General features: G+C 66.4%; 13 protein-coding genes. 7 read left to right on the forward strand and 6 right to left on the reverse strand.

What is annotated here, in order from left to right:
* Positions 1–90 precede the first annotated feature (90 nt).
* Complete coding sequence (locus tag FR728_RS18610; RefSeq protein ID WP_149894275.1) at positions 91–426, reverse strand: MazG-like family protein; 336 nt, start codon at positions 424–426, stop codon at positions 91–93.
* 95 nt (positions 427–521) lie between these two features.
* Between FR728_RS18610 and FR728_RS18615 the strand changes: the two genes are divergently transcribed.
* Positions 522–2162 carry a glycosyltransferase family 39 protein gene (locus FR728_RS18615; protein WP_208998928.1) on the forward strand — a complete coding sequence of 547 codons (1641 nt, stop codon included), beginning with the start codon at positions 522–524 and terminating at the stop codon, positions 2160–2162.
* 45 nt (positions 2163–2207) lie between these two features.
* Here FR728_RS18615 and FR728_RS18620 read toward each other — a convergent pair whose 3' ends face one another.
* Positions 2208–4112 (reverse strand): ATP-binding protein, encoded by a 1905-nt coding sequence (locus FR728_RS18620; protein ID WP_149894277.1) that lies wholly within the window; start codon positions 4110–4112, stop codon positions 2208–2210.
* A 336-nt stretch (positions 4113–4448) separates the two neighbouring features.
* On the opposite strand from FR728_RS18620, the gene FR728_RS18625 reads away from it, so the two are divergent.
* Complete coding sequence (locus tag FR728_RS18625) at positions 4449–4925, forward strand: GNAT family N-acetyltransferase (protein ID WP_149894278.1); 477 nt, start codon at positions 4449–4451, stop codon at positions 4923–4925.
* A gap of 118 nt (positions 4926–5043) precedes the next feature.
* Here the strand turns inward: FR728_RS18625 and FR728_RS18630 are convergent, their stop codons facing one another.
* On the reverse strand, positions 5044–5469 hold the full coding sequence (locus FR728_RS18630) for a DUF2147 domain-containing protein (RefSeq protein ID WP_149894279.1): 426 nt from the start codon (positions 5467–5469) through the stop codon (positions 5044–5046).
* A gap of 482 nt (positions 5470–5951) precedes the next feature.
* Here FR728_RS18630 and FR728_RS18635 point away from each other — a divergent pair, with 482 nt between their 5' ends.
* Positions 5952–6221 carry a hypothetical protein gene (locus FR728_RS18635; protein WP_188318963.1) on the forward strand — a complete coding sequence of 90 codons (270 nt, stop codon included), beginning with the start codon at positions 5952–5954 and terminating at the stop codon, positions 6219–6221.
* 60 nt (positions 6222–6281) lie between these two features.
* Here the strand turns inward: FR728_RS18635 and FR728_RS18640 are convergent, their stop codons facing one another.
* Both FR728_RS18640 and FR728_RS18645 read right to left on the reverse strand, forming a co-directional pair.
* Positions 6282–7934, reverse strand: coding sequence for a sulfatase-like hydrolase/transferase (locus FR728_RS18640; protein ID WP_188318964.1), 1653 nt, complete (start codon positions 7932–7934; stop codon positions 6282–6284).
* Positions 7935–8002: 68 nt separating this feature from the next.
* The gene (locus FR728_RS18645; RefSeq protein WP_149894281.1) at positions 8003–8821 is read right to left on the reverse strand and encodes a CDP-alcohol phosphatidyltransferase family protein; all 819 of its coding nucleotides are present in this window, start codon (positions 8819–8821) and stop codon (positions 8003–8005) included.
* A gap of 232 nt (positions 8822–9053) precedes the next feature.
* Between FR728_RS18645 and FR728_RS18650 the strand changes: the two genes are divergently transcribed.
* The 4 genes from FR728_RS18650 to FR728_RS18665 are packed head-to-tail and all read left to right on the forward strand — an operon-like array spanning position 9054 to position 12447.
* Complete coding sequence (locus tag FR728_RS18650; RefSeq protein ID WP_244304754.1) at positions 9054–10073, forward strand: zinc-dependent alcohol dehydrogenase; 1020 nt, start codon at positions 9054–9056, stop codon at positions 10071–10073.
* A gap of 30 nt (positions 10074–10103) precedes the next feature.
* Positions 10104–10502 carry a 6-pyruvoyl trahydropterin synthase family protein gene (locus tag FR728_RS18655; RefSeq protein ID WP_149894282.1) on the forward strand — a complete coding sequence of 133 codons (399 nt, stop codon included), beginning with the start codon at positions 10104–10106 and terminating at the stop codon, positions 10500–10502.
* On the forward strand, positions 10499–11629 hold the full coding sequence (locus tag FR728_RS18660; RefSeq protein WP_149894283.1) for a glycosyltransferase family 4 protein: 1131 nt from the start codon (positions 10499–10501) through the stop codon (positions 11627–11629). Before FR728_RS18655 ends, FR728_RS18660 begins: the two co-directional genes overlap by 4 nt.
* Positions 11626–12447, forward strand: a complete 822-nt coding sequence (locus FR728_RS18665; RefSeq protein WP_149894284.1) for a class I SAM-dependent methyltransferase — start codon at positions 11626–11628, stop codon at positions 12445–12447. Before FR728_RS18660 ends, FR728_RS18665 begins: the two co-directional genes overlap by 4 nt.
* On the opposite strand, the gene FR728_RS18670 is transcribed toward FR728_RS18665, so the two are convergent.
* On the reverse strand, positions 12444–13010 hold the full coding sequence (locus tag FR728_RS18670) for a cytochrome b (RefSeq protein WP_149894285.1): 567 nt from the start codon (positions 13008–13010) through the stop codon (positions 12444–12446). The two genes, FR728_RS18665 and FR728_RS18670, sit on opposite strands and share 4 nt — an antisense overlap.
* Positions 13011–13090 lie beyond the last annotated feature (80 nt).

A 13090-nucleotide genomic window follows, 5' to 3' on the forward strand; every position in this document is an offset into this window, starting at 1 on the left:
CATGCGGGCGCCTCTTGGCGCTCTCCGTTCCCGTCCCGTGCTCTCGCTGCGACACTGGAGGCGCGAGTGGGACAGCGCTGGAGGCGCGCTTCAGTCCTTCGAAAGCCGGGTTTCCAGGCCGTATTTCGCCGAGGTCTTGTCGAACTTGGCCCGAACCGCCGCGCCGAGATCCACACCCAGGTGCCCGGCCAGCAGATCGAGGGCGATGATCACGTCGGCCATTTCGTCGGCGATGTCGTCAAGGGACGCGGTGGAGCCGCGAATGCCGCGTTCGGCGCGGAGATATTTCTTCACCGCTTCGGAGAGTTCGCCACATTCGCCGGCCACTTCCAGGGCGCGGAAGGCGAGATCCGCCCGGTCATCTCCGGGCCATTCGCCCTGCCGGGTGCGATTGGCCTGTCGCAGCTTGTCGAATGTGAGGGGCACGAGCGGTCTCCATGTGCGGGTACGGGCTGGGTTTTGCGCCGGGCATCGGCTATATGCGGAAGCGTTTCCTCGTCTTCAGATCAAAGTTTCCGGCCGTGTACAAGCCCCCGTCCGCTCCTCGCTCCGCTCCTGCAGCTGCGCCGTTCTTCGCCACGCCGTTCGGCGTGTGGTGTGTCGTTGCCGGCTGGGGCCTTGCCCATGTGCTGCTGCGCTCCCTGCTCTCGCCGGTGCTGGGCACCGACGACATGTACGAGAACGTGCTCGTGCAGGTGCTGCAGCCGGGCTACATCCTGCGCCAGCCCCCGCTCTACGAGTGGCTGCTGTGGAGCGTGCAGCAGGTCACCGGCCCGACCATCTGGTCCTTCCTGTTGCTGAAATACGGGCTGACGTCCCTCAGTGCGCTGTTCCTGTTTTTGCTGGCGCGCCGGGCGATCGAGGATCCCAGGCTCGCGGCGCTCTGCATCTTTTCCTATTCCCTGTTCTATCAGTTCGGCTGGAACCTGCATGAGGGCGTGACCCACACCGTGGTGCTGGTCACGGCCTGTTCGGCGACCGCCTGGGCCTTCCTGCGGGTGCTGGAGCGGGGAGATCTGCGCGATCATGTGGCGCTCGGCCTGGCGTTTGGCGCAGGCCTTCTCTCGAAGCATTCCTACCCGCTGTTTCCGCTGGCGCTGCTGCTGGCGTGCGTCAGCCTGCCGTCCTGGCGGGCGCGGCTTTCGCCCTTGCGTCTTCTGCTCGCCCTTGCGGTCGGGCTGGCCGTCTATTCTCCCTATCTCTTCTGGGTGACCCGGGAAGGGTTCAGCCTGTTGGGCACGGCGACGCGCACCATGGGCGTGAGCGGCGAGCCGGATCCGCATCTGTGGCGCGCGCTCACGGGTCTGGGGCGGCTGGGCTTCGGGCTGATCGGCTTCTCGGTGCCGCTGGTGCCGCTTGTTGTCCTGATCTTTTTTGCCCGCTACCGGGCGTTGTTCTCGCGCGGGCAGGACGGGCGGATCAAGGCGCCCCTGTCTCCCGTGACCACGCTCCTGCTGCGGGCGGTCATCGCGGTCATCGTGCTGACGGCGGTGCTGATCCTGGTGAGCGGGGCGACCTATGTGAAGGAGCGGCACATGCACCCGCTGCTCCTGCTGATGCCGATTGTCCTCTTCGCCGATCTGGCCCGGTTCGACTGGAGCGGTCGTTTCGTTCCCCGCTGCCGGCAGATGGCGCTCGCCATTGTCGCCGTGGCGCTGGTCGGGTGCCTGGCGCGCGTTCCGGGCCTTGTGGCGCCCGATCGCACCTTCTGTGGCGGCAAGTGCCGGCACATGAAGCCTTACGAAGACCTGCGCGCGCCGCTGTCCGCGCTCGGGGCGGATGGGGCCATGATGATCGGGGCGGATGACTATACCGCCGGCAATCTCCGGGTTCTGTTTCCGCAGTCGAAGGTCAGGGTGCTCGACTGGCTGTCGTCGTCAAGCCTTGCCGGTTCGGCGCGCAGCGTGAGGCGGGCGCCCGATCAGCAGTGCCTGCTGGTCTGGGAGGAGGGCGAGACCGAGCCCGACCGGACGGCGGAAGATGTCTTCCAGTCGACCTATGCGGTGGAGCCGGGCGTTGATGGCGCCACGGATGAGGCGCGCGAGATGGCTCAGGCGGTCTATCTTAAGGGCAGCTGGCCGCATCTTTGGAAGGAAGAGGGCTGGCGCCACAGCTGGTGGGGCGTGCGGGCGCTTTCGCCCGCGAGCGGGATCTGCAACTGACGCATGCGCCATTCGGTGCCGGCTTGAGTCTCGTCCCTGAGCGGGTCAGTCGACCCGCTCGCCCAGAGCGTTGCGCAGGGCGCGCGAGAGGGAGGTCATGTCGCAGGGCTTCTGCAGGAAGGCGCCATCGACCTGACGGCGCTCGTCATTCACGAAGCCCGTGTAACCGGACATGTAGATGATGCCGAGATCGGGCTGAACCTCGCGCGCGGCAATGGCCAGTTCGAAACCATTCATGCCACCGGGCATCATGATGTCGGTGATCAGCAGATCGATGTCCCGCCGCTTCGCCATCTCCGCCAGCGCCACCTCGCCGTTGAGGGCAGGCACCGGGTTGAAGTCGAGAATGCGCAGGAATTCCACGACCGACTGCAGCAGATCCGGCTCGTCCTCGACCACGAGAATGGTGGTGCCGCGCCCGCGCACCGTGTCGGCCGGGGCGGCCTGGGGCATGTCGCCCAGATGCGGCCGGTTGCGGATGATCGCGGGCAGGCTGAGACGGACTGTCGTACCGATGCCCCGGTCGGAATAGAGCTTCACGTGACCGTCGGCCTGCTTGGCAAAGCCATAGACCGTGGACAGCCCCAGACCGGTTCCGGAGGTGGTGGAGCGGGTGGTGAAGAAGGGGTCGAAGGCCCGGGCCATCACAGCCTCGGACATGCCAGGACCGTCGTCGGTCACGGTGAATTCGATCATCGGGCTGGACTGGTCCAGGGGGGCACAGCGCCGGCAGGCCACGGTGACCTCGCCGCCTTTGCCGGTTTCGATGATCGCATCACGGGAGTTGATGATGAGGTTCAGCAGGGCATTTTCCAGCTGGGCCGCATCGCAATGGACATAGATGTTGTCGTCGGTCGGCAGGCAGCGGAAGGCCACCTGACGTCCGACCGTGCTCTGGGCAAGGTCGGAGAGGTTGTCGAGCAGGGTGCCAACATGCACGTCGCTCTCGGTCACCGGCTGGCGGCGGGCGAAGGCGAGCAGGCGATTGGCAAGCAGCGCGCCGCGCTTGGCGGAGCTCTCGATGATGCCGAGAAGCTTCAGGGACTGGGGGTCCTGCGTCAGCTTCTGCGCCACCTGGGCGGTGGGCAGGATCGACGCCAGAACGTTGTTGAAGTCATGGGCGATGCCGCCGGTGAGCTGGCCGAGGGCGTCGAGCCGCTCGGCGCGTTCGCGCTGCTGGCGGTTGGTTTCGTCCTCGGTCACGTCCTTCAGGGTGAACATGACCCGGTTGCCGGTGGTGCCGTGCAGCGGAATGCTGGACATGCGCACATATTTGAGCGGCTTCCGCTCGCCCGGATAGAGCGCGAGGATGCGGTTGTCATAGAAGATGCCGACCTGCGCCTCCTGCAGCGGATCGCCGACGAAGCTCAGGCTCTCGCGCTCGGCAAAGGTCAGCTCCAGCTCGAAGGGCATGGGCAGGCGCGGCGGCTTGTAGTCGAGCAGCTTCTGCGCCGCATCGTTGAAGACATGCAGCTGGTTGTCCGCATCGATCACGAGGGCGGCGGTGGAGACGTTGGCAAGCATCGCCTCCATCATGATGCCCAGATCGCGCGCCCGGCGCTCGTTTTCGATCAGGTCGGAGATGTCGATGAAGCTGCCGATCACCTGGGTGCAGCGTCCTTCCTCATCCCGGGTGAAGGCCATGTCGAGGGACTGGCACCAGATCCAGGACCCGTTCCTGTGGCGGAACCGGTAGCGCAGGCTATGCGAGTTGCCTGACCGGTCGGCGATGACCTTGTCCCGATGGTCGAAGACGGCCTGACGATCTTCCGGGTGGAACAGTTCGGCGAATTCCGAAGGACGCATGACGTTGATGTCGTCTGCCCGGTACCCGGTGATCTGGGTGTAGCGGTCATTGACATACACGTTGGTCTGAAGCTCCAGGTCGTAGACGTAGATACCGTCGATCGACATTCTGGAGACTTTTCGCAGGAACTCTGTATCCGGCATCCCAAATTCCAACCAGTGGTTTCTACGTACACATTAACTGCGTGCCGCGAGAAAACGCCATCCCGGACTTTCGATTGCCCGCCTCCTTGCACCTCTTTTGTGCCACGAGATGTATGCATTCTTTCTTTGGCCCGTTACAGGCTGGGGTCGGGGTGGTGAAAACAGCGGCTTGCGAGGGGGCAGGAATCCTGTCACCCACCATTGCCCTCGTCAATTCCGACAGTAGCCCCAAGGGGCGAGGGAGAATCGGTCCCTGCCGAGGCGGGCGGAACGCCTTTTCATGGCTTGGGGGCATCGCGAGGGATGCGGAATGGAGCAACCATCAGGAGCGGCGACATGAGCGATGCGAGAATGGGTGACCGGGTGCGGATGGAGGCTGCGCGTCCCGAACATCTGCCGGAAATCCTTGCCCTGATGGCGGCCGGAGCGGTGGGCGCAAGGGTGGGCCGGGACACGACGCGAACCGAGGATTATACCGAGGCCTTTGCGGCAATGCTCGCCGCGCCGGAGCTGGAAGTGTGGGTGGCACTCGAGCCCGATGGCCGGGTGGCTGGCAGTTTCCAGATCCACTTCCTGCGCGGTCTGGGCTTCGGCGGCGGGATCCGGGCGGAGGTGGAGAGCGTGCACACCCGGGCAGATCTCCGGGGACAGGGCATCGGGTCCGTGATGATGGCCCATGCAGAGCTGCGGGCGCGGGCGCGCCACGCCTGTCTGATCCAGCTGACCTCGAACCGCCTGCGGGTCGATGCCCATCGCTTCTATGACCGGCTGGGCTTTGACCAGAGCCACCTGGGCTTCAAGAAGATGCTCTAGCCGCTTTTGCGCTTGCGGGAGCGCGGGCGAAGAGTTGCGGCTGTGCCGTGCCAGGGGGGCAGGGCCATCCGGTGTTGCATCGGGGCGCCGGATGGCCGAAGCCGTGGTGGAGACGGGCTTACTTCACCCGCTTCCAGGTTTCGCCCTTGCAGATCAGGCCGCCGAGCACGCAGCCCTCGAGCTTCAGCTTGTCGTCGGAGGGCATGGCCATCACGCCGGTGTAGGTCTTGCCGTCTTCGGCGTTGTAGACCTTGCCCTTCCAGCTGTCCTTGCCGCTCGCCTTCATGCCGGAGACGATCTGCAGGCCGACCAGCGGATTGCCGCGCTTGGCCGGGTCCGGGTTGTTCACATCGTTGCGGGCTTCCTTCACCCAGATCAGGTTGCCGCAGAGGGCCGGACCGCAGGGGGCGATGCGGATCTTGGACGAGCCGCTCGGGCGCACCCATTCGCCGGTCGGGTCGGCAGCCTGGGCGCTGCCTGCGCCGAGAACCAGGGCCGACAGGGCAAGGGCCGCACCAGCGGCGCGAAGAAGTTTCACGGACATTCCAGTTTCCTCCCAAATGCTTTCCCTTAAGGGAAACCAGAGCCTAGCGCTGCTTCGGGTCGGCGAAAAGCCGTGCCCTTAGGGAAGGTCCGAGATTTTTTTGCAGCGCGAGGAGATCAGACAGCCCGTCCCGGTTTCGCGCTCAGGTAGATGCGGCTTGCTGACACACCATCGCAGCAAGGAGCGAAGGATCTGCGGGCATGGTTAGGAAAGAGTTTCCGCCATCGGAACAATTCGAGGGATGGGTGCCTGAGAAGTCAGTGAAATTCTCTGCGTCATCGTGAACGGTGTCTTAAATTCATCTTACCTTAGTTTCTTGTTCGTTCTCCGTTAATTTAAAAATTTAACGAGGCTTTTAACGGGTCATCGCAAGATCAAGCCAGAGACGCGGCAAGTTTACTCCTGATATTTTTCCCAAGGTCAGCGTTTCATTTCCGAAGTCTGTCGACTGGAAAGTCGGCCGGAAAGAAGGACAAGAGAACATGGCTCGTTTTGAAATTCACTCGGCCGACATGGGCCTCATGGGCGAAAGCCCGAGCACGGCGGACATCCTGTTCCAGATGGGGCTCGACAGTGCCTCCGGCCGTCACGGCGTCACCGACCTGGTCAGCGCCCACAAGTGGTTCAACATTGCCGCCATGAAGGGCAACCGGGAAGCCGCGCAGTATCGCAAGGACCTGTCCGCGGAAATGAGCCGCGAGGACATTGCCGAAGCACAGCGCGCGGCGCGTGAATGGCTCTCGATGCATTGATCGGGTACTGATCGGGCAATCTGCGCCTTGTGACAGGCAGGATCTGCGGCCAAAGGCGGCTTAGGGTCTTGTGTCCCCCAGAAGCAGGTCGCGCAGGTCTTCCATGGGCCGTGAGGTTGAGGTTGCTGACGATGCGCCCGTGCTGTTGCCCAGGAGAAGCCCCGGTGTCAGACCCCTGGCGAGGATGTGGTCGATCAGCTGCGGATCGCGGCTGATCAGGTGAACCGGCACATCGCGCGAGGCGTCCAGCCCGGTGATGATGGCGGCCGGTTGATGGTCGCCGAGAACGATGTAGAGCGTGTCGCCCGCGTCGCGGCGGATGAAGTCGAAGACCGTCTCCAGGGAATAATCGATCGTGCGCACGTAATGGTCGCGCACCTTCTGCGGATCCGACCAGACCTGGCGCGGCGTTTCGCTGCCGAGCGTCTGCGGCGTGAAGATGGTTCCGTCGCCCACATCCTCCCAATTGACCAGATGCGGCACCGGCGTCCAGGGGGCGTGGGAGGAGATCAGCGCAATCTCGGCCATGACCGGACGGGCTGCGCTTCGGGCCGGGGCGAGCACCAGCCGGTCGAAGGCGTCAAGCGTGTATTGATCCGGCATGGTGATCCAGTTGAACGGCGCCCCGCGATAGGCCAGATCGGCCGCCGCAAGCACCCGGTCGTAGCCGAAATAGGCGGCCTCCGGCCAGTCCATGGTGATCGCCGGCATGATGGCGGAGGTTTCCCAGCCCGCCTCGCGGAAGAGCCGGTTGAGGCTGGCATGGTCCGAGCGCATCAGCAGATCGTAGCGGGCCTGACTGTCCACCTTGAGCCCTGAGAGAAAGGTCGCGTGGGCGAGCCAGCTCATGCCGCCGGCGGTGGGGGAGCGGGCATAGGTGCTCGCCATGACATGACCTGATCCTCGAAGGGCCGCTTCTGCCGCTGTCAGCCTTGTGGTGATCCGGGGCGCATAGGCTTCATCCTCCACGGCGCTGCGGCCATAGCTTTCCACGAAGACCAGCACCACGTCCTTACCTGTCAGCAGGGGCAAGGGGCGCTGGGCGGGGGCCTCTCCGGGGACGATCGAGAGCCCGGCGGCAAAGACCCGCAGGTCTGCGACCGAGCGCAGGGTTTCGCCCACCCGTTTCGACAGGACCCGGGTGAGGGAGGCGGCCTTGATCCGGGCGAGAGATCCGTCATCGGCGGGCGCGCGCGGCAATGCCGCCCTTTCGGCCAGATGGAAGGCGAGAGCCACAAGCACCCATCCGGCAAGGATGAAAGCCCCGCGTCGTGGAGCAGCGGCATTCGGGTGACCCAAGGGCCGGGTCAAGCGGGTGAGGCCGGTGGCGAGCAGCGCCAGAAGTCCGGCAAAGGCCAGCGCAAGGGCGAGCAGGGCGAGACCAGCCGCCACCTTGCCGAAGGCGCCGGACAGAAAGTGCCAGCCATTCCAGATCAGGTGGGAATCCAGATAGGGGTTCACCCGCCGCTGCAGGGCGGACAGGGTCATGAGATCGGCCACCTTGAGCACCGTCACTGCCACGGCCAGTCCGGCAAGCGCGATGGCGAGTGGCCGGGCTGCGCGGTTGGGCAGAACCATGATGGCGGCAAGCAGCAGTGGCAGCTCCAGGGGCAGGCGCAGCCAGTAGGCGCTCAGCAGATCGGCCGGGTGATCGGGCAGCAGGAAGGCGAGGGTAACCGCCAGAAGAGAGAGCGTAGCCAGCAGGCGTCCCATCCAACGCCCCGTCCAACGTCCCGTCCCCTGGCGCAGGCCGTGCGCGCCTTGAGCCGGCGGGTGGCCGCTCATGAGGCCTGCCGTCCGAGACGCCAGAGGGTCGCAATGTCCACGGCGAAGGACCAGGCGAGCAGCAGCAGCGCAGATCCCGCAATCATCGTAGCGGAGGCGACGGGAAGGCTCGGCACCAGGGCGAGGCAGAGGGCTGCGATCTGCCAGACGCAGACCGCCTTGCGCCGCCAGGAGGGGGGCAGAGGCCCGTCAAGCCAGGGCCAGACGTAGCTGCCGGCGACGAAGAGATAGCGCATGGCGCCAATCAGCAGCGCCCAGGGCCCGGCCTTATCGAGGGCCACGACCGCAAGGCTCAGACCCAGAATGAGAAAGGCATCGAGTTCCATGTCATAGCGGGCCCCGAAGCGCGATGACAGGTGGGAGCGGCGGGCGAGAAAGCCGTCGAGCCCGTCGAGGACGAGGGCAAGGAGCGCCAGGGCGAGGAGCGGCCAGAGGCGCGGATCCGCGGCGGAGAGATCGTTGCCCAGGACCAGGGCGGCGGCTGCAAAGACGCCAAGCCCGGCGCGCAGGCTGGTGGTCACATTGGCCGGCCCGAAGCGGGGGAAGGGGTGATGCCGCAGGCCGCGCAGGACCAGCGCGAAGATGAGGGCAAGCAGGACAAGAGCGACGCTTCCCGCACCCGGCCCGAGGTTCAGGGCGCGCGCCGCGATCCAGTAGGTGACAGCGCAGGCGGGAAAGATCAGCGCCAGCGCGAGGAGCGCGCTGCGCTTGAGGCCGGGCGAGGTGCCGGCCGGCGCTGGCGCGATTGCCACGCCGCCTGCCGGTGACGGGTGACCGGCGCTACCTTCCGGCGATGGGCTGTCCTTTGGGGGCATGTCTTTCCGTCTTTTGTTGTCTGACGACTTGCCGATGTCCGGTCCTGTGGATCCTGGACTGCCGTGCTTCGTCCGGGCAGCGGCAGGATCCTGCCGGAACGCTTGCTCTCCTAGATGACACGACGCCGTCAAATGACAAGGGGTGCATGGTGGCGTTTCTCACCTTGCGGGATCTTGCCGACTGTTCCACATGTGAAGGACGACAGTTGAGCCCATCAGGAGGAGGACAGCGGTGGACGAGCGTGTGAGCGCAGACCGGCAGGCGCGTGGCGCGGAAAGCCGCGCCCGGGCGCTGTGGGTCACCGGGCCCGCGGCCTGCGCCCTGCGTGAGGAGCCGCTTGCCCGGCCCGGCCCGCAGGAGGTGCTGGTGGAAAGCCTCTTCGGGGCGATCAGCCGGGGCACGGAGCGGCTGGTGTTCGACGGTGCCGTGCCGCCCGGCGAACACGAGCGTATGCGCGGTCCGCACATGGGTGGCAGCTTTCCCTTTCCGGTCAAATATGGCTATGCGGTCTGCGGGCGGGTGACCGGCGGTGCGCCGGATCTGCTTGGCAAGACCGTATTCTGTCTTCACCCGCATCAGGACAGGTTCGTTGTCTCCCGCGACGCTGTGACCGTGCTGCCCGAAGGGGTGCCTGCGGAGCGTGCCCCGCTGGCCGCCAACATGGAAACCGCGCTCAACATCCTGTGGGATTCTGAGATCCTGGCGGGCGACCGGGTCGCGGTCTTCGGGGCCGGTGTCGTCGGCGGGCTCGTGGCGCTTCTGGCCGCGCAGATCCCCGGAGTGGAGCTGTGGCTGGTCGATCCGCTGGAAAGCCGGCAATCGCTGGCCATCAGCCTCGGTGCCCGGTTCGTGAGCCCGCAGGCGCTTGGCGGGGAGGCCCCCTTCGACGTGATCGTCAATGCCTCGGCCAGCGGCGAGGCGCTGGCTCAGGGGCTCGCGGTTGCAGGGCCCGGCGCCCGTCTGGTCGAGGCAAGCTGGTATGGCGACCGGCAGGTGAGCCTGCCCCTCGGCGGCGCCTTTCATGCGGGCCGGCTTGCCCTCGTGAGCTCGCAGGTCGGGCAGATCCCCGTGCGCCAGTCGCCGCGCTGGACCTATCGGCGGCGTCTGACCAAGGCGCTGGAGCTGCTGCGCGATGACAGGGTCGAGACCCTTTTTACCGGCATGACGGCGTTTTCCGCCCTCGGCCCCTCTTATGAAACCATCCTGCGGGATCCGGCGACCCTGTGTCACCGCATCCGCTATGACCAATGACCAGTGACCCTTCGGGGGAGGAGAGCGAACGTGTTTGCCGTGGAAGTCAGGGATCACATCATGATTGCGCACAGCCTGCCGCGCCCGGTCTTCGGACCCGCGCAGGGGATGCATGGGGCCACCTTCGTCGTGGATGCGGCGTTCTTTACCCGCGATCTGGACGAGGACGCCCTGGCGGTGGATATCGGCGCGGCCACGACCCTGCTGGCCGAGGTGCTGAAGCCGCTGAACTATCAGAACCTGGATGAGCTGGAGGTGTTCCGGGGCAAGATCTCGACCACCGAGGCGATTGCGCGGTACGTATTTGATCAGCTGGCAGCGGGGATCGCGGCCGGGCGTCTGGGCCCGGGCAGCAACCGGGTCTGCCGCCTGAAGGTGACCCTGCATGAGAGCCATGCGGCGCGCGGATGGTATGAGGCCGACCTGTGATCACCTCCGTCGCCTTCGCCTGGCCGGGAGACCTGCAAACCCGCACCGGGGGCTACGGCTATGACCGGCGCCTGATCGCGGGGCTGGAGGATCTCGGCATCGAGGTCGAAGGGGTGCCGCTGGGGCCGGGCTTCCCCGATCCCGCGCCGGAAGATCTGGCGAGGGCAGAGGCGCGCCTGTCGCAGCTTTCCGACGGCACGGTGGTGCTCATCGACGGGCTTGCCTTCGGGGTTCTGGACGCCTGGGCGCAACGGGAGGCAAACCGCCTGCGCATCGTGGCGCTGGTGCATCATCCGCTGGCGCTCGAAACCGGACTGGATCCGGCGCGGGTCGCTGCGCTCCGGCAGAGCGAGACGGCGGCACTTTCGGCCGCGCGCGCCGTCATTGTCACCTCTCCGGGCACGGCGCGGGGGCTGGTGGAAGGCTATGGCGTGCCGCAGGCCCTCATCACCGTGGCGGTTCCTGGCACCGATCCGGGCACCGGTCCGGGCCCCGATCCGGGTGAACCGAGGCTGGCCGCTCCGGGCGATCCGCTGCTTCTCACCATCGGCACCCTGACCCCGCGCAAGGGGCATGACGTGCTGCTCAAGGCCCTGAAGCGGATCGAGGATCTCGCCTGGCGCTCGGTGATCGTCGGCAGCCGCACGCTTCACCCGCAGACGACGGACGCGCTGGAAGCCCAGATCGGGCGGCTGGGATTGCAGGGTCGGGTGGAGCTGGTGGGCGAGATGGAGGATCCGGCACAGCTTTTGCGGCAGGCTCATCTCTTCGTGCTGGCCAGCCGTTATGAGGGCTACGGCATGGTCTTTGCCGAGGCGCTGGCCCACGGGCTGCCGGTGGTGGCGTGTCAGGCGGGCGCGGTGCCGGATGTGGTGCCCCCGGAAGCGGGCATGCTGGTGCCGGTCGATGATGATGCGGAGCTTGGCCGCGCCCTGCGCCGGTTGCTCGAAGACACCGCCGCCCACCGCCGCCTCACCACGGGTGCGCGGGTGGCGGGTGCGCTGCTCCCCCGTTGGGACGAGACCGCGCGGCTGGTCGCCGATTGTCTGCACCAGGTGGCGATTGGATCGGACACCGCCTATGATGGGGCGCTGAGCGTGGACCCGGACGCCAGGGAGCGGGCATGAGCGGCTTTTCGGAAAGCTGGCTGGAGCTGCGCGAGCCGGTGGATCACCGGTCCCGCGATCTCGGGCTCATCCGGGCGCTGGGCGCTCATCTCGAGGCGCTGGATGGGGATGCGCGGGTTCTGCTGGATCTCGGGTGCGGCACCGGGTCGACCTGTCGCGGCCTGTCTCCATTCCTGCCCGATGGGGTGGAATGGCGGCTGTTCGACAAGGACCCCGCACTTCTGGAGGCTGCACGGCGGCGGCTCGGGCCAGAGGGCCCCAGGGGCGCTCGGCATCAGTTTCTGCTAGGCGATGCCGGAGGGGAAACGCCCCTGCCGCTTGACGGGGTGGCTGTCGTCACCTCGTCCGCCTTTTTCGATCTCTGCTCGGCGGGTTTCTGCGCCCGTCTGGTGCGCGAGCTGGGACAGGCCGGCGCGGGGCTCTATGCCAATCTCACCTATGACGGACAGATGAGCTGGAGCATTCCCCACGAGCTGGACACGGCAGTGGTGCGGGATTTCAACCTGCATCAGCGCCGGGACAAGGGCTTCGGTCCGGCGCTCGGGCCGCAGGCCGCCCCCTTCCTGAGCGAGTGCCTCAAGGCTGTCGGCTACCGGGTCGAGAGCGCCTCCAGCCCCTGGCGCATGGGGCCGCAGGACAAGGCCCTGCAGATCGAGTTCCTGGAAGGGATGCGTCGTCCGCTGGAAGAGATCGGAACCCTGCCGCGCACCCATGTGAGCGCGTGGATCGGCTTCCGCCTCGGGGTGCTGGACCTGGCCGAGAGCACCTGCGAGGTCGGCCACACGGACCTTCTCGCGCTGGGCGGCGCCAGCGCCTAGAGCATGCGCAGAAGCGTGATGTCCCGCCGGATCACATGGTGCATCACCACGGCGGAGAGATGCAGGGCGAGAAGCGCCAGCATGGTCCAGGCGCTGGCCACGTGGATGGCGGAGAGGAGCCAGGCCACATCCGGGTTCTTGCCCAGGGGGCTCCACACCGGGAGGATGCCGAACCAGGAGAAGGGGAAACCGTGCGCATTGGTGGCGAGGAAGCCGGAGAGCGGACTGGTCACCAGGGTCACGTAGAGCAGCAGATGCACGGCGCGTGCGGCCATGCGCTCGAGTGGTGTGCCGAATTCGACCGGCTGCGGGGTCAGAAGCCGCGCGCCGATGCGCAGCAGCATCAGCCAGAGCACCAGAAAGCCAAGGCTCTCGTGCACCATGTAGAAGTCGAGGGAGACTTCCTTGCGCACGAAGCCGATCATCAGTCCGAGCGGCCAGGTGAGAAACACCAGGCCCGCCACCAGCCAGTGCAACACCCGCGAGGGTGCCGCGTATCCGGGGATTTCGGGCCGCGCGGGGGCAGGGGCATTCTGCCCCGCCTGATCGTCATTTCGGTTCATCTGCCACTCTCCCCTCCGGCAGGATTCCCTGCGGCCCTATGTCCGCTCACGCTAAGGCACCGCAGCGGGAATGCAAGCCC

Source organism: Roseibium aestuarii, from assembly GCF_008477545.1.
GTDB lineage: Bacteria > Pseudomonadota > Alphaproteobacteria > Rhizobiales > Stappiaceae > Roseibium > Roseibium aestuarii.

Excerpts from the sequence above, each read along its gene's own strand:
- FR728_RS18620 (WP_149894277.1), bottom strand. The coding sequence starts at position 4,112 with ATGCCGGATACAGAGTTCCTGCGAAAAGTCTCCAGAATGTCGATCGAC.
- FR728_RS18625 (WP_149894278.1), top strand. The coding sequence starts at position 4,449 with ATGAGCGATGCGAGAATGGGTGACCGGGTGCGGATGGAGGCTGCGCGT.
- FR728_RS18630 (WP_149894279.1), bottom strand. The coding sequence starts at position 5,469 with ATGTCCGTGAAACTTCTTCGCGCCGCTGGTGCGGCCCTTGCCCTGTCG.
- FR728_RS18635 (WP_188318963.1), top strand. The coding sequence starts at position 5,952 with ATGGCTCGTTTTGAAATTCACTCGGCCGACATGGGCCTCATGGGCGAA.
- FR728_RS18640 (WP_188318964.1), bottom strand. The coding sequence starts at position 7,934 with ATGGGACGCCTGCTGGCTACGCTCTCTCTTCTGGCGGTTACCCTCGCC.
- FR728_RS18645 (WP_149894281.1), bottom strand. The coding sequence starts at position 8,821 with ATGCCCCCAAAGGACAGCCCATCGCCGGAAGGTAGCGCCGGTCACCCG.
- FR728_RS18665 (WP_149894284.1), top strand. The coding sequence starts at position 11,626 with ATGAGCGGCTTTTCGGAAAGCTGGCTGGAGCTGCGCGAGCCGGTGGAT.
- FR728_RS18670 (WP_149894285.1), bottom strand. The coding sequence starts at position 13,010 with ATGAACCGAAATGACGATCAGGCGGGGCAGAATGCCCCTGCCCCCGCG.